The organism is Tissierellales bacterium, assembly GCA_025210965.1.
Taxonomy (GTDB): domain Bacteria; phylum Bacillota; class Clostridia; order Tissierellales; family JAOAQY01; genus JAOAQY01.
The window spans coordinates 13,812-36,745 of record JAOAQY010000213.1 but is presented as its reverse complement, the minus strand read 5'-3'; the positions used below and the strand labels follow the sequence as shown (position 1 = coordinate 36,745).

22 protein-coding genes are annotated in these 22,934 nt (G+C 31.6%); 16 read left to right on the top strand and 6 right to left on the bottom strand.

The features are described 5' to 3' along the window. Positions 1-53 precede the first annotated feature (53 nt). From N4A40_15430 to N4A40_15410, 5 genes are all read left to right on the top strand, one after another. Positions 54-650, top strand: a complete 597-nt coding sequence (locus tag N4A40_15430; GenBank protein MCT4663248.1) for a TetR/AcrR family transcriptional regulator — start codon at positions 54-56, stop codon at positions 648-650. 130 nt (positions 651-780) lie between these two features. Further along, positions 781-1,653, top strand: a complete 873-nt coding sequence (locus tag N4A40_15425) for an SHOCT domain-containing protein (protein ID MCT4663247.1) — start codon at positions 781-783, stop codon at positions 1,651-1,653. A gap of 135 nt (positions 1,654-1,788) precedes the next feature. Then, entirely contained in the window at positions 1,789-2,067 is a 279-nt protein-coding gene (locus tag N4A40_15420) for an HU family DNA-binding protein (protein ID MCT4663246.1), read from the top strand. Positions 2,068-2,166: 99 nt separating this feature from the next. Beyond that, a complete protein-coding gene (locus tag N4A40_15415; protein MCT4663245.1) occupies positions 2,167-4,170 on the top strand; it encodes a fructose-1,6-bisphosphatase in 2,004 nt (667 codons plus the stop codon). 4 nt (positions 4,171-4,174) lie between these two features. Next, positions 4,175-5,056: a hypothetical protein gene (locus tag N4A40_15410; protein ID MCT4663244.1), complete on the top strand. Its 882-nt coding sequence runs from the start codon at positions 4,175-4,177 to the stop codon at positions 5,054-5,056. A 37-nt stretch (positions 5,057-5,093) separates the two neighbouring features. On the opposite strand, the gene N4A40_15405 is transcribed toward N4A40_15410, so the two are convergent. The 4 genes from N4A40_15405 to N4A40_15390 all read right to left on the bottom strand — a co-directional run bounded on the left by N4A40_15405 (position 5,094) and on the right by N4A40_15390 (position 9,780). Further along, a complete protein-coding gene (locus tag N4A40_15405; protein ID MCT4663243.1) occupies positions 5,094-6,095 on the bottom strand; it encodes an HD-GYP domain-containing protein in 1,002 nt (333 codons plus the stop codon). A gap of 141 nt (positions 6,096-6,236) precedes the next feature. Continuing rightward, the gene (locus N4A40_15400) at positions 6,237-7,451 is read right to left on the bottom strand and encodes a trypsin-like peptidase domain-containing protein (protein ID MCT4663242.1); all 1,215 of its coding nucleotides are present in this window, start codon (positions 7,449-7,451) and stop codon (positions 6,237-6,239) included. Positions 7,452-7,603: 152 nt separating this feature from the next. After that, entirely contained in the window at positions 7,604-9,058 is a 1,455-nt protein-coding gene (locus tag N4A40_15395; protein MCT4663241.1) for a HAMP domain-containing histidine kinase, read from the bottom strand. Positions 9,059-9,096: 38 nt separating this feature from the next. Next, positions 9,097-9,780, bottom strand: coding sequence for a response regulator transcription factor (locus tag N4A40_15390; protein ID MCT4663240.1), 684 nt, complete (start codon positions 9,778-9,780; stop codon positions 9,097-9,099). A gap of 159 nt (positions 9,781-9,939) precedes the next feature. Here N4A40_15390 and N4A40_15385 point away from each other — a divergent pair, with 159 nt between their 5' ends. Together N4A40_15385 and N4A40_15380 are read left to right on the top strand one after the other, a co-directional pair. Beyond that, positions 9,940-10,935 carry a biotin--[acetyl-CoA-carboxylase] ligase gene (locus N4A40_15385; GenBank protein ID MCT4663239.1) on the top strand — a complete coding sequence of 332 codons (996 nt, stop codon included), beginning with the start codon at positions 9,940-9,942 and terminating at the stop codon, positions 10,933-10,935. Positions 10,936-11,008: 73 nt separating this feature from the next. Then, entirely contained in the window at positions 11,009-11,272 is a 264-nt protein-coding gene (locus N4A40_15380; protein ID MCT4663238.1) for a hypothetical protein, read from the top strand. Positions 11,273-11,321: 49 nt separating this feature from the next. Here N4A40_15380 and N4A40_15375 read toward each other — a convergent pair whose 3' ends face one another. Further along, positions 11,322-11,822, bottom strand: coding sequence for an SEC-C metal-binding domain-containing protein (locus N4A40_15375; protein MCT4663237.1), 501 nt, complete (start codon positions 11,820-11,822; stop codon positions 11,322-11,324). Positions 11,823-11,956: 134 nt separating this feature from the next. On the opposite strand from N4A40_15375, the gene N4A40_15370 reads away from it, so the two are divergent. Next, on the top strand, positions 11,957-12,874 hold the full coding sequence (locus tag N4A40_15370) for a lysophospholipase (GenBank protein ID MCT4663236.1): 918 nt from the start codon (positions 11,957-11,959) through the stop codon (positions 12,872-12,874). Between the two features lie 60 nt (positions 12,875-12,934). On the opposite strand, the gene N4A40_15365 is transcribed toward N4A40_15370, so the two are convergent. Further along, positions 12,935-13,762 (bottom strand): DegV family protein, encoded by an 828-nt coding sequence (locus N4A40_15365; protein MCT4663235.1) that lies wholly within the window; start codon positions 13,760-13,762, stop codon positions 12,935-12,937. Positions 13,763-14,003: 241 nt separating this feature from the next. Between N4A40_15365 and N4A40_15360 the strand changes: the two genes are divergently transcribed. The 8 genes from N4A40_15360 to N4A40_15325 all read left to right on the top strand — a co-directional run bounded on the left by N4A40_15360 (position 14,004) and on the right by N4A40_15325 (position 22,876). After that, positions 14,004-15,032, top strand: coding sequence for a chemotaxis response regulator protein-glutamate methylesterase (locus N4A40_15360; GenBank protein MCT4663234.1), 1,029 nt, complete (start codon positions 14,004-14,006; stop codon positions 15,030-15,032). Positions 15,033-15,160: 128 nt separating this feature from the next. Continuing rightward, on the top strand, positions 15,161-15,637 hold the full coding sequence (gene ybaK, locus N4A40_15355; protein ID MCT4663233.1) for a Cys-tRNA(Pro) deacylase: 477 nt from the start codon (positions 15,161-15,163) through the stop codon (positions 15,635-15,637). Between the two features lie 80 nt (positions 15,638-15,717). After that, positions 15,718-16,770: a metallophosphoesterase family protein gene (locus N4A40_15350; GenBank protein ID MCT4663232.1), complete on the top strand. Its 1,053-nt coding sequence runs from the start codon at positions 15,718-15,720 to the stop codon at positions 16,768-16,770. Positions 16,771-16,773: 3 nt separating this feature from the next. After that, positions 16,774-18,852 (top strand): AAA family ATPase, encoded by a 2,079-nt coding sequence (locus N4A40_15345; GenBank protein MCT4663231.1) that lies wholly within the window; start codon positions 16,774-16,776, stop codon positions 18,850-18,852. Between the two features lie 25 nt (positions 18,853-18,877). Beyond that, the gene (locus N4A40_15340) at positions 18,878-19,573 is read left to right on the top strand and encodes a metallophosphoesterase (GenBank protein ID MCT4663230.1); all 696 of its coding nucleotides are present in this window, start codon (positions 18,878-18,880) and stop codon (positions 19,571-19,573) included. Further along, positions 19,566-20,114: a class IV adenylate cyclase gene (locus N4A40_15335; GenBank protein ID MCT4663229.1), complete on the top strand. Its 549-nt coding sequence runs from the start codon at positions 19,566-19,568 to the stop codon at positions 20,112-20,114. Before N4A40_15340 ends, N4A40_15335 begins: the two co-directional genes overlap by 8 nt. Before the next feature lie 12 nt (positions 20,115-20,126). Then, positions 20,127-21,518, top strand: coding sequence for a TldD/PmbA family protein (locus N4A40_15330; GenBank protein ID MCT4663228.1), 1,392 nt, complete (start codon positions 20,127-20,129; stop codon positions 21,516-21,518). Between the two features lie 2 nt (positions 21,519-21,520). Beyond that, the gene (locus N4A40_15325) at positions 21,521-22,876 is read left to right on the top strand and encodes a TldD/PmbA family protein (protein ID MCT4663227.1); all 1,356 of its coding nucleotides are present in this window, start codon (positions 21,521-21,523) and stop codon (positions 22,874-22,876) included. Positions 22,877-22,934: the final 58 nt, after the last annotated feature.

Here is a 22,934-nt window from a genome sequence, read left to right as displayed (position 1 = left end):
ATTTGATATAATTGAAGAAAGATTATGAACTTAATTCAAAAAGTGGAGGATCTATGCCAAAAATAATAAAGAATGTTAAAGATAAAATTATTTATTCTGCTACAAAACGGTTTGAAACTTTAGAGTATGATCAAGTAGACATGAAAAGTATTGCATTAGATGCGAATATTGCAGTTGGGACACTTTATAATTACTATTCTAATAAAAAAGATATATTTAATGCGGTATTTGACAACAGCTGGGAAGAAACTATAAAAAACGTTGCAAGAATAAATTATGTTAGAGGGCATGAGATAGAATTTGTAAGAAAAAGCCTTGAAAAAATTTATGATGATATGTTTGATAAAAAGCATATGATTTCACAGTATTTGACTGTAAATTCAAATGCACTCGAAATGCAGTTAAGAGAAGATTTGCATTTTGAAGAAGAAAAATCAGATAATGTAATTAGAAGAAAATTATTATTGCAGATAGAAAATCAAATAAAAGAGTGGAATGAAATAGGAATAGTAAATATAGATGAGGGAATGGAAGTGAGATTTGTAGGCATATTGTTTATGGATATATGGAGCTTGATAGTAGCATTTCCAGAAGAGAGAGAGAAAAATCTACTGTTTTTAAATAAACTTGTGAAAAACATGCTATTTTAAATATTGCAGTAGGCAGTTCATAAAAAGATGCCAATGTGAAAACATTAGCATCTTTTTTTATGTAAAAAAGGGATATTATAGGTTATTATAAATTACTAAGGGTATAGAATGAAAAAGAGGAGGTGTTCATATGTCAAATAAATGTGCACTATGTGACAAAAAAATTAAATTGTTGGCGACTCATGTTATAAAGGGCAAACATCTTTGCGTAGATTGTTATATGAAAGAGATGGAAAAAGGAGATTATGCATTTTTAAATGCAATTCCAAATTTTACTATTACGAATAAATATATAAATCGCGTTAGACAGGATGGAATTGTAATTGATGAAAATAGCAAAAAAATAGCTTTTTTTAGGTATAGAGAAGCCATATTAAGTGATGATGAGAAGTTAGAAGAGATAAATAAAAGGGTAAAAAATGATGGGCTCAGTATTATAGAGGCAAAAAAACAAGTTGAAGAAGAGCAAAGAGCATATATTGTAAATCATATAAAGTATCTTTTTGATTATGATGTATTTTTATTTGATAATATTTTAGAAGTAGAACTTTTAGAAAATGGACATAAAATAAATTCGAAGAGACGTCAATACATTGAAAATGAAAAACTTTTGAAAGAAATTCATTATGGAGAAATTGAAGATTTCTTAGGGTTCCCAGTTACAAAAGAGAAGGGAATTGATGTTGCATACCAATTGGGACTCAAAATAGTTGTAAACAGTTGGACTAGACCAGTATTCTATATTGATTTTTTCAATAAACCAGGGTCAGAAATAAAAAAAGAATCTGATATTTACATGGAAATAAAGAAAGAAGCAGACTATTGGTATGATTTTATCGAGAATAAATTAAATGATTTTGATACGGAAGATTTAGAGGAAAATTTAAAAGAAAGCAACGATTTTTATGACACACTTATGAAATTAGATAAATTGAGAAAAGCAGGAGTTCTGACTGAAGATGAATTTAAGACTAAAAAGACCGAAATATTGGACAAAATCTAGTGAAATGTGTAAAAAATCTTAAAAATCAAAAAAATCCAAAAAATAAAAAGGATTTCGCTATCTTTTGTAGAACTATTCAAGAGCTAGAGAAATCCCTATTATTTTGGGGTTCTTAAAAGAGAAGGAGGAGATTGTATGAATAAGGGCGAATTAATCGCTGCAATTGCCGAAAAGAGTGGTCTTACTAAAAAAAATTCTGAGGTAGCTCTAAAGGCATTTATGGAAAGTGTTGAAGAAGCACTTGTTGATGGTGAGAAAGTTCAGTTAGTTGGCTTTGGTACTTTTGAGGTTAGAGACCGTAAAGCTAGAGAAGGTAGAAACCCAAGAGATCCTAAAAAGAAAATTAAAATTCCAGCATCTAAAGCGCCAGTATTTAAAGCAGGCAAAACACTTAAAGAAAAGGTAAATAAATAAAAGTGTATTATAGAAAGCCAAAAGTTGTATATAACTTTTGGCTTTAATCATGTTATACTAAGTTTATCGGGGGCATTAAGCATATAACGAGGTGAAAAAATGAAAAAATATTGCGTAGAAGAATTGGAAGAACATTTGAAGTATTTAAAATTATTGTCTAATCAATTTCCTACTATTTCAGAAGTTTCTTCAGAGATTATAAATCTTCAGGCTATTTTGAATTTACCAAAGGGAACAGAACATTTTATAACAGATGTCCATGGAGAATATGAATCATTTACCCATGTTATGAGAAATGCATCTGGAGTTCTTAAGATTAAGATTGATGATATTTTTGGAAATACGGTAAGATCAAGTGAAAAGAAAAATTTAGCAACTTTGATCTATTATCCGGAGAAAAAACTAGAACTAGTTAAAAAAAGAGAAAAACATATTTCAGATTGGTATAGAATTATGCTCTACAGGCTTATAGAAGTTTGCAGAGCCACATCATCTAAGTATACCAGATCTAAGGTTAGAAAGGCACTTCCGGACGATTTTGCTTATATAATCGAAGAACTATTGCACGAGCAAGAAAAAATATATAATAAACATGATTATTACAATGAAATAATACACACCATAATAGAAATTGATAGGGCAGATGAATTTATAATAGCGCTATGTAAACTGATACAAAGATTTGCCATAGATAGATTGCATTTGATAGGAGATATTTATGATAGAGGGCCAGGTGCTCATTTAATAATGGATGAACTATACGATTATCATTCTTTAGATATACAATGGGGAAACCATGATATTCTTTGGATGGGAGCCGCTGGTGGTTCTAAAGCTTGTATAGCTAATGTGATAAGGATAGCAACTAGATATGCAAATTTAGAAACTATTGAAAATGGATATGGCATAAATTTATTGCCATTAGCTACATTTGCACTTGAGTATTATGGAGACGATAAGTGCGATGTTTTCAGAGAAAAATTTCCCGAAAAATGCGATTTTGGAAATCGTGACTTAGAGGTCATAGCAAAAATGCATAAGGCAATAGCTGTTATACAATTTAAATTAGAGGGACAAATAATAAAGAAGAGTCCTAGCTACGCGATGGAGAGTAGACTATTATTGGATAAGATTGATTATGAAAAAGGAACAATAGGAATAAAAGGGAAAACATATGATTTGATAGATAAAAACTTCCCTACTATTGATCCGAAGGAGCCTTATAAACTAAGTGAAGAAGAGGATAAGCTTGTAAAAAAACTTGTGAATTCATTTGTACACAGTGAGAAATTGGAAAGACACGTTGCTTTTATGTATACAAAGGGAAGCTTATATTTGAAATACAACAGCAATCTCTTATTTCACGGTTGCGTACCATCCTCAGATGATGGCGAATTTGAATTGTTGCAGATAGGAAGGGATACGTACAAAGGCAGAAATCTATTTGATAAATTTGATAGGATGGCAAGATCGTTTTATTTTGATGGAAAAAATGAATTTGGAGCAGACGTTATGTGGTACTTATGGAGTGGACCTAAATCACCACTATTTGGCAAGGATCAAATGACAACTTTCGAGAGGTATTTTATAAAGGATAAAGCTACTCACAAAGAAAACAAGGATCCATTTTATAAGTATAGAGATGACAAGAATTATTGCAATAAAATACTTGAAGCTTTTGGGTTAGATGCAGAGAAATCACACATAATTAATGGACATGTTCCTGTAAAAACCAAAAATGGTGAGAGTCCTATAAAGGCAGATGGAAAATTATTGGTTATAGATGGTGGATTTGCAAAAGCTTATCACGAAACTACTGGGATAGCTGGATATACTTTGATTTATAATTCATACGGCTTGCGCTTAGCTTCTCACGAACCTTTTGAATCGACAGAAGCAGCTATATTGAAAGAAAAAGACATCTTGTCAACAATTATAGTACTGGAAAAAACAAATAATAGAAAAAAAGTAGAGGATACAGATACTGGAGTAGCGTTATTGAGTCAAATAGAATCACTTGAAAGATTGCTTTCAGCATACCGATTGGGGCTCATAAAAGAAAATAATCTTGGGAAGGCTATAAAAAAAATTAGATTGGAGTAAGATAATGATTTCAAATGAAATTAATCACCCAAAATGGGGCAAATGCATCAAAATAAAGAATTCTGAGACGACAATAATAGTAACTATTGAGTGTGGTCTTAGGATAATTTGGTTTGGTGACGAGATGAACAATTTATTTTGTGATGACATATCGCCTGAACTTGAAAAATTTGAAACAGAAGCGGGAGAATTTTGTTTAAAAGGTGGTCATAGATTCTGGCATAGTCCAGAGTCGTATCCTAGAACATATCAGCCTGATAATCAGAGAATAAGTTATGAGTTCGGAGACAAGTATATCAAACTATTTCAGGATTTAGACGTTCAAAATAGATTGAAAAAGACAATAAAAATAGAAGAATTATCCAATCGAAAATTTAAAATAAGTCACACATTGTATAATGATCATTTATGGCCAATAGAAGTTTCGATATGGCCGATATCTATGATGAGACCTAGAGGTAGGGTTATAATCCCCTTAAATGATGATGATACAGGATATGCACCAAATAACAAGTTGCTACTTTGGAAATATTCAAGGCCAAATGACAAGAGACTGCATTGGGGAGAGAATCACGTAGAAATACAAAGTATACCAGATGATAACAATGCATTTAAATTAGGAGTAATGAGCAATCGAAATTGGGTTGGGTATAGATTTGAAGATTATAGTTTTGTGAAGCGTTTTGAATTTGAAAACAAAACATACCCAGATAGTGGATGCAACGTTGAGTGCTTTACTAGAAGAGAAATATTAGAACTAGAGACATTATCGCCACTTGAAAATTTAGCTTCAAAGTCTAGTTTTGAATATAGTGAAGTTTGGGAATGGTTTAAAAAAACATTTGATAGAATAGATAGATGGATAGATTATGTAGATGAAATTTAAAAAAAGTACAATTAGCGAGATTGCTAATTGTACTTTTTTAGATGAAATCAACAATTTTTAATTGTGGTGACTTACTCAAATCTAAAAATTTCTCACCTATTTGAAGCGTAATAGATGTTGGATTTAAAGGATTAATATGTCTTATAGTACCAGTTTGCCCGTTATTTAGTATTACTTTTGAACCAGAGTAGAATTCAGCGATATTATTCAAAAAGATATACGCTATACCTGGATCAAGTTTAGAACCACTTTCTATCCTAATTAAATCAGCAACTTCAAAAGGCGATTTTTTAGGAGCGTAGATGCGGTCAGTAGTCATAGCATCATACATATCACATATATGTATGATTTTTGCAAACTCATGAATTTTGTCGCCAGAGACACCTAGCGGATATCCCGAGCCGTCCATATTCTCATGATGCTGAAGTACAGCTAATAGTATGCTATCTGGTAAGTTTAATAGCTTTAACATATTGTAGCCTGTCACAGTATGTTGTTGTATAATTTTTGATTCCTTAGATGTAACTTTGTGAGGTCTATTTAAAATTTCAGATGGTATAGTCAATTTGCCAATGTCAAAAAGAAGTGCGGCCGTGCCAAGTTCTTTTAATTGCTTAGCTGAATAACCGAGCCACTTGCCAATATTAGTAGCTAGTATTGAGACGTTTAAAGAGTGTCTATAAGTATAATCGTCGTCTTCTTTTAATTGTCTAATTCTAGATAAAATATTGTTATTTCCAGTAATATCCGGAAGCGCAGTATCTATAAATGATTCAATCGAAGAAATATCTAATGATTGACCATTTTTGACATTTTCAAACGTTTTTTTAGTTTCTTTAATTTCATTTTTATAAAGCAAATCTATAGGATCAGTTTTTATGACAGCATTTCGATTAATTCGTTTATCAATAGTAATATAATCGTTTACGGTCAACTTTGAATTTAAATCAAACGAAAGATTTTGATCAGATTTTACAAATATACTTATTTCATCTATTAAATTATTGTACATGTTTATTATTTTAGGATCTATAGCCATATCAAAACTCCTTTGTGCGTTATATACTCAAACACTCTGTATTATGGATATACCCATTATAGCATAGATGATAAATTAAAATAATAAAAAGAGGCTGCTTCAAAATAAATATTGATCAATCAGCCTCTTCTATTACAGTATTTAATTGCTTTTAATTGTATCTAATGTTGCCTTAAATTCTATTCTTTTGTTATCTCTTATTATTACTAGTTTTACTTCATCGCCCACTTCGTGTGATTTTATATTATTTTTTATGTCAGTCATTGTAGGTAATTTTAAACCATCAAACTCGACTATTATATCTTTAGGTTCTAGACCAGCTTTGTCAGCAGGACTATTTTCATATACATACTGAACAAATACTCCAACAGGGAGTTCATAAAGATCAGATAACTCATCTGTTACATTTTTACCAGCTATACCAAGATAAGGTCGCTCTACGTGTCCATTGTTTACAAGATCATCTATTATAGGCATAGCATCTGTAATTGGAATAGCAAAACCAATACCTTCAACTTCAGTATCTGCAATTTTTACTGTATTGATTCCAATAACTTCACCAGCAATATTCAATAGAGCACCGCCACTATTACCAGGATTTATAGCAGCATCGGTTTGTATAAGAGTTAAGTTCCTACCTGAAAGATTTAGCTTCCTATTTAATCCAGATATGACTCCAACGGTAGCACTATTTTCGTAATTTACAGGAGAGCCTATGGCTATAGCAGGTTCTCCAATTTTTAAATTATCAGAGCTGCCAAATGTAGCAGGTTTTAGAGTTTTGAAAAATGTTTCATCTAAGTTTTCTTTAGGTACCTTTACTACGGCTAAATCAGTTTGAGCATCACCACCGACAATCGAGGCTTCAGCCGTTTCTCCTGATGAGAAGTGAATAGTCAAGTTATTAGCGCCTTGTACTACATGGTAGTTAGTAACTATTAGAAGTTCGTCATCAGATGTATTGAATATAATACCAGAGCCTTGACCTTCCTGTACTATTTCTCTCATGAAAAAATCTTCAGTTGTAAATTTGTTAGTTATCGATACTATGGATGGATTTACATCTTCATAGATTTTAGTTATTGGAGAATCGGTAGATGTAAACGATATATTCTGCACATTATTTGCAGGTATAGTTTGTGCAACTACTGTTTGTGTTTTGGGAATATATGATGAAGCGATATTATACCCAACTCCAATGAAAGAACCTGCCGTAGCAGAACAAACCACGCCTAAAACAAGTATTTTAGGAAATGATAATCTAGATTTTTTTGCAGGTTCAGACCAGATTCTAACATTCGGATTTTGCGCTTCATTTTCCTTAAAATTATTGTCTGAGTTAAAGTCTTCGCTCATATAAATACCTCCTTCAAAGAATATAAGATTAAATAGTGAATTTTAATAAATTCACTCAATTACTTCATACATATAGTCTAAAAATTAAGTGTTAATGTGAAATGACATAGATATGAACAAAATGTTAAAAAGTACTTTTTAGTAGTTGCTATTTAGTTTTTAGAGAGTAAAGTACTTGATTTTTCAACCTTTCTAGCTTGATGTTCTAGCGTGAACGAGAAGCTAGTTCCATGCTCACTACAGCTTTCAACGAAAATTTGTTCTTTATGATTTAGAATAATTTCTCTTACAATTGCCAGACCCAAACCGTAACCATTGTTGTTTTTGCCTCTAGAAGAGTCCGATTTATAAAATCTATTCCAAATTTGATTTAGCTCTTCAGTATCTATAGTAGGGCCCTCATTGCAAATTGAAACTAAAAAATGTTTTTTTTCAGCAACTATAGATATTTTAAACAGGCCATCGTTAGGTGAAAATTTGATAGCATTATCTATTAGGTTGTAAATTACACGCTCAATCTGATCAGGAGCTCCGAGCGCGTCTAGTGGTTTATCAGTAAGCTGTATGTCAACGTGCAAGTTCTTTTCTTCTATTCGGTTTTCAAAACTATCTAAAGTAGACAGAAGTAACTGATTGATATCAAAAGCCTTTTTCTCTAGTATTTCAAATGACTCGAATTTTGTAAGACTTATTAAACTATTAGCTAAATTTTTTAACCTCAAACTTTCACTATTTATTATTCTAAGATATCGATCTTGAGATTCAACAGGTATAGTATGGTCGAGTATTGCCTGAGAGTATCCAGAAATTGAAGTGAGAGGAGATCTCAAGTCATGTGATATATTTGATATAAATGTACGTCTGCTTGACTCTATAGTATCTAATTCATTTGCCATATAATTTATATGATGTGCAATTTCTGCTAACTCGTCTTGCCTATTGGTCAATATTCGTTCTGAAAAATCACCTTTTGCGATATTTTTTAAGGCTCTAATTATTCTATAAAACTCGTACTTAAACCTAGAACCCATAATCAATATAGCTATTGAAGCTATAAGGAATATAGACAATATAACAAACAAACTTATACTAAATATTTCATGCGATGTTTTTGTTATCTCAGGTAGTGGTGAGTGAACAAATAGTGCAGATACAACATTATCCGATGATTTTATTGGATAACCTATCAATAAAATAGGTTCGTCAAAATAAGGATTGTTGTAGTCTTTTATAGTCACAATATCACCCTTGAAAACAGAAGTCAATTCTCTGTACTTGACGCTTGTTCTGAGTATAGATGAATCTGCATCTTTAGAGTCTATGAGAATTAATCCAGTTTTATCAATTAGCAAAATTCTTGCTTTTAAATATTTATCTAGAGCAGATAACTCTTTTATAAAATTACTTTGAAATGCAGTAGTTGCAGGCGATTTGCCATGAAGATCGTATTGTTCCTGAAACAAGGTATATTGTTCTTGAATCAAAACACATTGCTCTAAAAGAGTTTCCTCTCTTTGATTTATAAAATAAGTATTTAGATACCCGTTTAAAATGAAAGCTAATCCTACAACACTCAAGGTTGTGATTGACATAAAAATTTTAAACATTCGGGTAAAAATAGAACGCTGAACCATAATCCTCCTCCTTAGTTTGTAGTGAATTTATACCCAACACTCCAAACTGTTTTTATTTGCCAATCATTTTCATCAGAAAACTTTTCTCTAAGCCTTTTAATATGAACGTCAACGGTTCTAGTCTCACCGTAATAATCATAACCCCAAACATGGTCTAGTAATTGTTCTCTAGTAAAGACTTGATTGGGATTTTTGGCAAGGAATGTTAACAACTCAAACTCTTTTGGTGGAATTTCCATCAATTCACCTCTGTAAACTAGACTATAGTCATCTGGATTTATTTTTAAATTAGTATATATTATTTCGTTTGACTGTTTTTGATCAACGGGTATGTTATATCTTCTCATAACAGCTTTGACTCTAGCTAAGAGTTCTTTAGGTTCAAATGGTTTTACTATATAATCGTCGGCACCTAATTCTAATCCTAAAACCTTGTCAAAGGTTTCTGTTTTTGCAGTTAACATTATTATAGGAACATTGCTTTGTTTTCTTATTTCCCTACATATATCGTATCCATTCATCTCGGGTAGCATGATGTCTAGAAGCATGAGATCAGGATTGAATTCAGTAAATGCAGAAAGTGCTTCGCGTCCATTGTATGAAATTTGTGTTTTATAGCCTTCTTTTTGTAAATAGAGTTCTATAAGAGATGCGATATTAGGATCATCTTCTACTATAAGTATTTTTGATTGCATATTAAGCCTCCTCGAAATTTATCAAATTTGATTTTACAATATTAGTATAGCATAGAGTGTTTATGAATGGGATAATTCATAGTATTCTAAATTAAAGCTACTTTACTAATTTATATAATAGGGTTAATATGTTAATAGAGTGTGAAGGGGAGTGAATATATGAAACAGAAAATTTTAGAGTTCTTGATAAAAAATGAAAACGATTATATTTCAGGTCAAGAGATGAGTGAAAAATTGGGAGTATCACGAAATGCAGTTTGGAAGCATATTCAAAACCTAAAAAAAGAGGGTTTTCAGATAGAATCAATCAAACACAAAGGTTATAAATTAGTTCAATTAGAGGAACATCAAAAAGATTGCTTGAATTATGGACTGATATCTCCATATTTGGATACAGAGTTCATTGGAAATAAAATTTATTATTATGATTCTGTAGGATCGACTAATGTGGAGGCAAAGAAATTAGCTGATAAAAATTCCGGTGAAGGATGGATTGTAATAGCAGAAGAGCAAACTGAAGGCAAAGGTCGCCTTGGAAGAACTTGGCAATCGCCTAAAAAGACTGGAATATGGATGTCAATAGTACTTAGACCAGATGTTGAACCGAGAGAAGTTCCACAGCTTACACAATTAGCTGCGGCAGCACTTATAGAGGCATTAGCTAAATTTGGAATTGAAGCACAAATAAAATGGCCTAATGATATAGTGATAAATGGGAAGAAGATTTGTGGTATACTCACAGAAATGACGGGAACTATAGAAAGGCTTAACTATATAATACTTGGAATCGGAATGAATGTTAATTTGGAAAAAAATGATTTTCCGGAAGAATTATTGGATAAAGCAACATCTATCTATATGGAAAATGGTCAAAAAATGAATAGACAAGAGTTAGTAGGAGAAGTGTTAAACAGCATAGAGAAGTACTATAAATATTTTGTCGCTCATGACCACGAAAAGTATTTAGACGTTTGTAGAGCCAATTCGGTACTTATAGGCAAAACGGTTAGAATTATAAAACATAATAAAGAGAGAAAAGGAGTGGCTGTTGGAATAGACAATAACGGGGCTTTGATAGTTGAAATTGAAGGTAAATTAGAAAAAGTAATATCTGGAGAAGTTAGCGTAAGGGGATTATATGGTTACAGTGAATAATCAAGATATATGAGGGTAAAAAATAAATAGCGAAATAAATTTATAGTGTTTACAATTGAAAGGGGAGAGGTTAATGGAACAATTTAAAGAAAAAATTATAATGGGTATATCAGTTGGTCACAGAGAAAAAGAAGCGTTAGAAGTTCAAAAATTACTGACAGAGTACGGATGCTATGTCAAAACTAGACTAGGTTTGCATGAAGCTAGCAATAATGCTTGCAGTTCTAAAGGTCTTATAATACTAGAGTTTATACCTAATAGTGATGATAAAGTTCAGGAATTAGAGGATAAATTAGCAGCTATACCAGATGTTAAAACTGGCATAATGGAATTTTAAGCAAAAAAGAACCAGTAGAATAATCAATTCTACTGGTATTTTTTTGAATTTAGTTTTTGCCACAGCACTTTTTGTATTTTTTACCGCTACCACATGGGCATGGCTCATTTCTACCAATCTTAGGCTCTTTAACTATAGTCTTAGATTTACGTTGCTTTTTAGCAATGTCATTCTTTTCTGATTCACTTAATAATTCATCCCACATAGGAAGAGTATAAAGCCACTCTGCTTTGTTATCAAGCATGTTGTAGTATAAATTAGCTAAATTCACATCTAACTCTACATTAGATTCTTCAGATAAAGAATCTAAATCAAGTTCAGACTCAAGACTTGTATTGATTCCGTCTAAGAAACCTGCAAATTCTACAGCAGACATCTCAAATTTTTCACTCAAAGTTTTGATATCACCACTTAATTTTTCTTTTGGATTTGATAAAATATGTTCATAAACCTTTGTTTCCTTTGGTATATATTTATTCCAAAATGATTCATATTCTTCTCTAGTCATATCTGTGTGGAATTGATCATTCCATTGTTGATATAATGCCATTATAATTCATCCTTTCTAAACATTAATATAGACTTTATTATTATACCATATGGAGAAATAATGACAAGTACTGAATTGTAGAGGATGAAAATATATAGAAATATGATAGAATAATAGTTAGGGGAGGGGTTTTGATGTCAAAAGGATATGGTTTTAAGTTAAAACGAGAAAATAACAGAGAATTAGATTGTATTTGCTGGACAGTTGAAAATCCACGCGGTATATTGCAAATTTCTCACGGTATGGCAGAGCATAAGAAAAGATATGAGAACTTTGCAAAATTTTTAAATTCAAAAGGATTTAGTGTTTATGCACATGATCATAGAGGGCATGGTAAATCAGCTAATGAAAAACTTGGTTTCTTTGCGTATGAAAGTGGATGGGAAAAAGTTAGAGATGATATATATGCACTTACTAAAGAAATAAAACGTAGAGAAGGAAATGTACCTATATTTTTATTTGGGCATAGTATGGGTTCTTTTTTATCAAGGGCATATATACAAGAGTATGGCGCAGAAATTAAAGGGGTAATACTTTCAGGAACAGCAGGAAAGCCTGGAATTAAAGGTGTTATAGGTAAAAAGATTGCAGAAAATAACGGTAAAAAATATGGAGTGGATACATTAAGTCCAAAACTTAATGACATGGCTTTTGGAAACTACAACAATAGATGTAAGGATAATAAAACTGAATTTGATTGGCTTTCAAGAGATGAAAATGAAGTTCAAAAATACATAGAAGACCCACTATGTGGCTTTGTATGTACAAATCAATTTTATGCGGATTTATTAGGGGGGCTTATAAATATATCGAAACGAAGAGAAATTAAAAAGATACCAAAAAATTTGCCTATATTTTTGATTTCTGGAAGCATGGATCCTGTTGGAGAATATAAAAAAGGAGTTCTTCAAACATATCTGAGTTATTCAAAGTGTGGAATAAAAGATGTAAGATATAAATTTTATGAAGGCGCTCGCCATGAATTAATAAATGAGCTGAATAAAAATGAAGTATATGAAGATATAATTAATTGGATAGAGGAACACTTGTAAAAAATCCCATGTGAAATATTCTAAAATAGAATGTTTCACATGGGATTTTTATAAATATATTTACCAACTACATAAAATGCCAAGGGCCCTAGGTCCAAACATTGTACCTAAAGATGGTCCGATTTCACTTAATTCTATAACTGCATCAGGGTGTTTCTTTGCAACCATATCTCCGAGTTTTTGTGCCTCGTCTCTATTTAGAATATAAGCAATATGAATGATTTTAGCATCTGGATGAATATTGTCAATCATTTGTTTTATAGCTTTATTTTTTCCTCTAGATCGACCAACTATTTGTATAGTTCCATCAACTACTCCAACTATTGGTTTTATGTTTAACATATTAACTATGACTTTTTTACTGTGAGACAGCCTACCTGCTTTTTCTATATAGTCGAGAGTTTCAAATGTCATGTTAACACTCATGTGTTTTTTTTCTTTTTCTATAATTTTTACTATTTCATCTCTAGATTTACCATCGTTAGCAAGTTCATTTGCTCTTTCTACTAATACTCTTAGATTTGGTCCAGACGTTTGAGAATCTATTACGGATATGCTATCAGAACCAACCATATGTGCGGCCATAAGCGCTGTATTATAAGTTCCACTAGTTTTAGAAGATACCATTATAGCAATGACATCATTTCCAGAATTTATAGCAGATTTAAATACTTCTTCAAACTCTCCAATAGGTGGCTGAGAAGTTTTAGGGAAATCTTTACAAATTTCTAGCAATCTATAAGATTCTTCGTATTCTCCTTGAAATCCTTCACGAATAACAGTCCCATCAAAGTCGACTAATATAGGCATTACTTTTATATCATTGTTTTCAACATAATCGCGTGTCATACATGATGTAGAATCAGTAACAATTACGATTTTTGACATAGAAAACACTTCCTTTCAATAATTTTATGAAAAACGGATACGTTTTTTCGGATAAAGCTCTCTAGAACACTATTGTATTATATTTGTAGATATAGATGCAATAGCTTTGTCATGAATTAAATTCAAAAAAATTATAAAAATTTTTTATAATTAAGCTATATATACCCATAATCGGGTATATAGTTATAGAAATTGTAAAAATACATATGAATAAAATAAAGACATAATTGGAGATGATTATATGCAGAAGAGAAAAAAAATAAAAACGCTTATAGTAGACGATTCCATTGTGTTTAGAAAGACATTAGAGGATGGTTTAAAACAAGATTCTGGGATAGAGATTGTTGGGACAGCGTCTAATCCATATGAAGCAAGAGATATGATAATAAAACATAGACCGGATGTAATGACATTAGATGTAGAGATGCCAAGGATGAATGGTATAGACTTTTTGAAAAAATTAATGCCGCAATATCCTATGCCAGTAGTTGTTGTAAGTGCAGTTAGTGAAAATGTCTTTGATGCTTTAGATGCTGGGGCAGTGGATTTTGTTACCAAGGCGAGAGGAAATGGTGAAATAATGTCTATGATTAATGAATTGATTGTTAAGATAAAAATTGCATCTGTTTCTAAAGTATCTCAGCATAAAACTAGTTATGAAAAAATCGTACCGGCATCTATTGGAGGGGCGAAAACGGAAAAAATAATAGCCATAGGAGCTTCCACTGGTGGGACGGAGGCTACTTATGATTTAATAAAGTATTTTCCAAAGGATATACCCGGTACGGTTATAGTACAGCATATGCCAGCTGGTTTTACAAAGATGTATGCGGATCGTCTAAATAGATGCTGCCTAGTTTATGTAAAAGAAGCTCAGCATGGAGATAAAATAGAACGTGGAAAAGTGCTGATAGCTCCTGGAGGGGATCAGCATATGAAAGTTGTGAGACGAGGCAATAATTTTTACGTTGAGCTTGAAAGAGGTGGAAAGGTAAATGGTCATTGTCCATCGGTAGATATTTTATTTCAATCAGTAGCAGATAGAGTGGGTTCAAAGGCAATAGGAGTAATACTTACAGGAATGGGAAGAGATGGTGCATCTGGATTGTTGGAGATGAGAAACAATGGGGCTTATACAATTGGTCAAGATGAAAAAAGCTCTATAGTGTATGGGATGCCAAAGGTTGCATACGACATAGGAGGGGTTGAAAAGGTAAGTAATCTTTCGGGTATGCACAAAATAATAATAGATAAGTGCAAAAATAAATAAAGTATTGTGAGGGATTGTTTTAAAATGGATTGATGAAACTATTTTAGAACAATCTTTTTTGTACGTTTAATATCGCATAATGGACAAGGTGCTATTTTTGTAAGATAATGTTATTGGGAGTGATATTTATGAAAAAAACAAATGCTATGAGGTTATTAGACCAAAAAAAAGTAGAGTATAAAACAACAGAATATAAAGTTGACGAAGCTGATTTAAGTGCAACACATGCAGCAAAAATGCTAGGTGTTGACGTGAAATTGGTTTATAAAACTCTGGTTTTAAGAGCAAAAAACGGAGATATATTGATAGCTTGTATACCAGGAGCAGAGGAAATAGATTTAAAAGCACTTGCAAAGACATCGGGGCATAAAAAAATAGAGATGATAAAAATGAAAGAACTACTAGGTTTAACTGGATATATACGAGGTGGCGTTTCACCATTAGGCATGAAAAAACAATATAAAACATATTTGGAAGAGAGTATGTTTGAATTAGAAAATATATATTTTAGCGCAGGAGAGAGAGGAAAGCAGATATACATGTCTCCGAGCAAACTAGAAAAAGTACTGAATGCTAAAAGGGGTTCATTTGTAATAAAGAAATAGCAAATCCTTAAGAACATTGATAAACCGCGATGGATGTGGTATGATATCGAATATATGTTCGTGTATGGAGGTGCTTTGAAATGAAATTAATACACATTGCAGATTTACATTTAGGTAGATGTTTTAATACTAATGATCACAACTATAACCACTTAAGAAGAGAAGAACTTTTTGAAACATTTGAAAATGTTTTGAGATATGGCAGAGATAAAGGAATTTATCATGTACTTATAAGTGGCGATTTTTATGAAGATGATACCTGTACTTATAAAGAGATAAAAAGAATAGTAAGCATTATAGAGATGTATGCTGAAATAAATATATACATTATTGCTGGAAATCATGACCCACTCAATGAACAATCGTGGTACACTAGGATAACTTGGCCTGAAAATGTCAATATATTGATAGATGAAAATGATAAAGCAATTGTTGAAAATATAGAAATATATGGATTAAGTTGGAGACAAAAGCTTTGGAAAAATGAGAAAATTTTTGAATTTGATTTAGATAATAGCAAAACAAATATACTTATGCTACATGGAGATATCAAAGATTTAAAATCAGACTATTTTGCTATTGATGTCGAAAAATATTTGAATTTAGGATTTGACTATTTAGCCTTAGGGCATATACACAAACCAGAAATTCAAAATAAATACTCATATCCAGGATCATTAGAGCCAATGAAATTTGCAAACAATGAAAAACATGGAATGGTGGTATTAGATGCTAATGATGAGGCGATAAAGGTCGAATTTGTAGAGTTTGCAAAGCGAAATTTCAATACAATAGAATTAATTGTCGATAGAGATGAAAAAATAGATCAAATAGAAGAAAATTGTAGAAAAATGATGAATGATATAGGTAGTAGAGAAGATATATATAGGATTCGATTTAAAGGAGTACTCAAAAGTACTTGTGCAGAAACAATAAAAGGTAATTTAGAGAAATATTTCTATAAGGTTGAATTTGAAAATAAAGCTATTGGAGTGACTGAAATATTAGATTGTGACAACCCAATCTTTGAAAAGGTACAGAAAGAACTTAGCAAAGAGACTTACTCTCCAGAGATGAAAAAGCGTATAGAAGAAATAGTGTTGACAGCTTTGATAAAGACAGGGAGGGCGTAGAGGGTGAAGATAGATAAAATACTCATTCGAAATTTTGGAAAGCTTAGAAACAAAGATATAGAATTAAAATCTGGGATTAACGTTATTTACGGCAACAATGAATCGGGGAAAACTACGATACATAGATTTATAGAAGCTATGCTATTTGGATTTCACAGAGAACAGGCTAAAATTAGAAAATATAATTTGGAATATGACTTATATAAACCAAAAAAATATTTAGATTATGGTGGAGAATTATTTATAAGCAAGGGAAGGAAAACGTATAGGATAGATAGAAATTTTTCTAATAGAGAGACTTTGGTTTTTTATGACTATGATCAAAAAATAGATTTAACTCAAACGTTGCCATTTGACAATGTCTATAAGGTATCTGATTTAAGTAATTGGCTTGGAATTAGCTATAGAAACTTTTTGAATACAGTTTATTTGACTCAAAATCATCCACTGATAGAAAAATCATACTATACTCAAATAGAGAAAGAACTCATAAGAGGAAACGACAGAAAAATGAGTAGTGCTATATTTAATAAAGCGATAAATTGGATAGATAATGAGTGTTCTAAAATAGGAAGTGAAGGAAGAAAAAAGACGTCTGAATATGGAAAAACAGTTCATAAATTGGAACAATTGGAATCTGAGAAAAAGGATATATTAGAGCTTGAAGAGCAACTTAGCGTGCTTATAGAAAGTGGAGAAAATTATAGAAAACAAAAAAAGAATTTAGAGAAGCAATTAGAAGAAGAATTAGATATCAGAAGAAAAATAGAGTTAAAGAAAAAATACGAGAAATATAAAAAATTTAGAATAAAGAAAAATGATTTCGAATCATTACAAAAAGAGTTAGAATATTATTTCCCATATAAAAGTTTTTCAGAAAGAGAGTATGCAAGTTTACAAGAACTTGAAATGCAGCTGAGTGGAATTAAAAATCAAGTTAATGAAATTCGAAAAGAAGATAAAAAGTATTTTGAAGAATTAAATTATATATTAAAAGAAATGAAAACAAAAAAATTATTAGCTATGTTAATTGGAATATTAACTGTTACAGGTGCAGGTGTATTTTCGTGGATAAAAAATTTTAGTAGTTTTAGTATTTTAATTGGTTTAGTCATATTTATGAGTGGAATCTTAGTTGGATATTTAGGATTATTCAAAACGAAACAAAATCAAAAATACAAAATGTCTAGAATAAACGAAATAAAAGTTAAACTCAGTGATGTAGTAGAAATACAAAGTAAAATTGAAAAGAAGCTAAAATCTTTTTGCAATGAAGTTGGTTGTACAAATTCGAAAGAATATAGAAATGGATTGGAAAAGAAACAGACGTATTATCAATTATTCAATCAAAAATGTGAAGATGAAGTTTTGATTTCACGATGGAGTGATGAATTATCTAACTTCAACTATAATGAAAAAGAGGCTATTGTACTGGATTTATTTGACGAAGAGTGTGATTTATTAGATATTGATATATTGAAAAAAGCTCTAGATGAAGTTAAAAGAGAATTGGATTATACAGAAGGATTATTAAAGGGAAGTTATGAAGGGAAAAGAAGTCTAGTAGACATTCAGACAGATATAGATTATTATGAGAAGAGGCGTAAGCTTTTGAATTTTGAAATCAAAGCTCACAAAAATGCATCAGCTTTGCTTGAAAAGTTGAGAGAATCTGAAAATCAGCTTGAATCTGAAGATTACCAAAAATTGTATAATGAATTGATTTTTTCTCTTACTGAGGGAAAATATGAAACTCTATTTATAAATGATTCTGGAGATATAGAGCTTAAAGAATCTAATTCAGAAAGAGTGTGGAATATAAATGAGCTGAGTGCAGGAACTAGGGCTCAAATTTTTCTTGCAATTAGGCTCAGCTTAAGGTCTATTATGACATATAAAGAAACTTACCCTATGATTATTGATGAGGCTTTTGTTAAATACGATGATAATAGATTGAAAAGTACATTTAAAGAGTTAAATCGAAATGATGACGATCAAATAATAGTATTTACTTGTTCTAAAAGAGAACGACAAATACTTGAGGAATTAGAACTAGATTATAATTGGATAAATATAGAATAGTAGAAAAGTAAAAGAGGGATGAAGTATGAAGATTTTTGCCATAGGCGACTTGCATATGGATCACAAAAAAGAAAAACCAATGGATATCTTCGGAGAAGGTTGGAAAAATCACGAAGAAAAGATATTTGAGAATTGGAGAAATCAGGTAGGAAAGGACGATGTTGTCTTACTACCAGGAGATATCTCATGGGCTATGCGGATAGAGCAAGCTACAGAAGATTTGGCGAAAATAGATGCTCTTCCAGGCAGAAAATTTATAAGCAAGGGAAATCATGACTATTGGTGGGAATCTATATCTAAGCTCAGAAAATTAGGTTTTGAAAGTATAGAATATATACACAATACAGGATATGATATAGGTGGAATTGGAATTGCAGGTGCTCGAGGTTGGACTGATAGAGATAACGAGGATTTCGATATCCATGATGAAAAAATATATATGAGAGAAGTAAGCCGTTTGAGATTGTCACTAGAACAAATAAAAGATGTAGAATACAAGATAGTCATGATTCACTATCCTCCATTTAGATTCAATGGAGAATTTAATGAATTTTCTAATCTTATGGAGGAATATGGTGTGGACTTGTGCTTGTATGGACATTTACATGGAGATGGACATCAATATGTTATAGAGGGAAATTACGGAGGTATTCAGTTTTATTGTGTATCTTGTGATTATATTAATTTTGAATTAAAAGAATTGAGGGAAGCCCATGTCTAGAGAGATAGAAATTAAAGTATTGAATATTGATGTAGAAGAAATTAAAGAGAAACTTTTAGAGATTGGTGCAATAAAAGTCAAAGAGGAAATTCAACAAAATATTGTTTTTGATACAGATGATTGTCTAAGTAAAAATGGAATAGATGGATATTTGAGAGTTAGATCGGTTGAAGATTTAATTTCGAATGAGGAGTACCATGAATTTACACTGAAGAAGAAATTGTGTGTAGATGAAACTAGTAGAGTACATGAAGAAATAGAGACTAGAATAGAAAAGCCTGAAGTTATGGTGGAAATAATGAAAGCCGTTGGAATAGAAGTATTACACCGTGGAGAGAAGAAAAGAGTATCTTATAGATTTGAAGAGATATTATTTGAAATTGATATTTGGGATGATAAAACATATCCAGATCCATATATGGAGATAGAAGTTTGCAAAAATGAAGATTTAGAAAGAGCAGTTAGACTTTTAGATTTAAATGAGTCGCAATTAACTACGAAATCTATAAATACATTGAGAAAAGAAAAGAATTTGAAATAGGAGGCTGGGAAAATGTTAAATCAAGAGACTGTAAGAAGAGTACTTGAAGCTGCAGTTGCTTATGGCGGGGATTTTGCAGAATTGTTTGTAGAGCAAAAGACAGCGACAGGTATAGTTATGTTAGGTGGTAAGGTTGAAAATGCCTTATCTGGAAAAGACTTTGGTATAGGACTTAGAATTTTTAATGGATTTAAAAGCATATATGTTTACACTAGTCAAAAAGAGGAAAATCACCTGATAAAAATGGCTCAAAACGCATCAAAAGCATTGATGGCAGATGTAAGTATAAATGGTGATATAAAGCTCAATAGAGTAGAGTATTCAAATAGACATGAAGTTAAAGTATTGCCGGAGACAATAGCCAAAATGCAAAAGGTAGAACTTATGAGAAGAGCGCATGAGACAATAAATTCTTACGATGATTCTATCACTCAAGCTATGATAAGATATCAAGATTCAAAACAAAATGTTTTGATTGCAAATACCGAAGGAAAATGGATTGAAGATCAGAGAATTAGAACTAGAATGGCGATGCAGTCTGTGGCATCAAAAGATGGAGAAATGCAAACTGGATTTTATGGACCAGGAGCTCATAAGGGATTTGAATTTTATGATGATATAAATATAGAAGACTATGCAAGAGAATCTGCAAGAATAGCAGTTACAATGCTAAATGCAGAAGAATGTCCGAGTGGAAAAATGCCAGTTATAATAAACAATGAATTTGGTGGAGTAATATTCCACGAGGCATGCGGACATAGTTTAGAGGCGACATCGGTGGCAAAGGGTGTTTCCGTATTTTCAGATAAGCTAGGAGAGAAAATAGCAGCTGATTGTGTAAGTGCTATAGATGATGGAACTATTACAAATGCATGGGGTTCTCAAAATATAGATGATGAAGGTGAATTCTGTAAAAAAAATATACTTATAGAAAATGGTGTATTAAAAGGATATTTAATTGATAAATTAAATGGAAGGCGTATGAAAATGGACCCAACAGGTTCTTCTAGAAGACAATCTTATAAATATGCACCTACATCTAGGATGACAAATACATTTATAGCTCCAGGAAAAGATTCAATAGAAGAAATGATTTCTAGCACAGAGAGTGGAATATATGCAAAATATATGGGCGGTGGTTCTGTAAATCCAGCTACTGGTGATTTTAATTTTGCAGTAATGGAAGGTTATATGATAGAGAATGGAAAGATTACTAAGCCTGTTAGAGGTGCTACTCTTATCGGAACAGGAAGTGAAGTACTTAAAAATATCGATAAAGTAAGTAGTGATTTAGAACACGGACAAGGTATGTGTGGTTCTGTTAGTGGCTCGTTGCCTGTTAATGTTGGACAACCGACAATTAGAGTTCAAAATATAACAGTTGGTGGAAGAAAGGGTGAGTAGTGATGATAGATAATAATACCATTGAAAAACTATTTCGAGAAGCCTATGAATTGGGTTTAGAAGACGTGGAAATATATGTACAGGAAAGCGATAATTTTTCGGTTAAAATCTACGAAGGTGAAATAGATAAATATAGTCTTTCAGAAGAGTTTGGAGTATCAATTAGAGGAAAATACGACGGTAAAATGGGTTATGCCTATGCAGAAAAATTAGAAGAAGAAGATTTACTTGAATTAGCAAAGGCAGTCCAAGAAAATGCTATGATTATAGATAGTGATGATGAATATGAAATATATGCAGGAGATAAGGAATATAAGATTATAGATAATTATAATTCTAATCTAGATGAAATTGACCAACTTGATAAAATAGAATTTGTAAAAAACTTAGAAAAAACAATTAAGTCTATGGATTCTAGAGTGCAGAAAGTTAATCAAGCAATCTACGGAGAGGGAAAGGCAAAAACTAGTATAACTAACACGAAGAATTTGAGTTTGAATGATAGAGGTAATATGGCCTATGTTTATGCTTCAGCGGTATTTGAAGAAAATGGAAGCACGAAAACAGCAGGAAATCATCAAATTGGAAATGATTTCAGCAAATTTGACTACGAAGAATTAGCTAAGAAAATAGTTGATGAGGGATTGTCTAAATTAGGAGCTAAACCGGTTAAGACTGGAAATTATGAAATAATACTCAGATATGATGCTATGGGTGATTTATTTTCAACATTTCTATCAAATTTTTCAGCGGAAAGTGTACAAAAAGATTTGTCTGCATTAAAAGGGAAATTAGGAGAGCAAATAGCGGTAAGCGAGTTCAACTTAATAGATAATCCGCATTTAGAAGTAGGTTTAGCAAGTAGAGGTTATGATAGCGAGGGAGTTGCTACTAGACCTCAAAAAATTATAGAAAACGGACAATTGAAAACGTATTTCCACAATTTAAAAACAGCTAAAAAAGATGGAATAAGATCAACAGGGCATGCACATAAGAGCTCTTACAAAGGAACTCTTGGAATTAGTCCGTCGAATTTATATATAGAAAAAGGCGAAAAAACTAGAGAAGATATGATGCAAGAGATTGGAGAGGGTCTTTTGATTTCGGATTTATCAGGATTACATTCTGGTGTAAATGCATTGTCAGGACAGTTTTCTCTATTAGCTGAAGGATATTACTTCAAAGATGGTAAGATAGAATACCCAGTAGATCAAATAACTATTGCTGGAAATTTCTATGATATATTAAAAAATATAAAGTGCATTGGAAATGATTTAGAATTCGGAATGCCATCTGGGGGTTCATATATTGGAACACCTTCAATAGCAGTTGGAAATTTGGTAGTTGCTGGAGAATAAAAGCTTGAAATTAAATAAAATGGGTATCTAAACATAAGACTATAGACTAAAGGAGGTG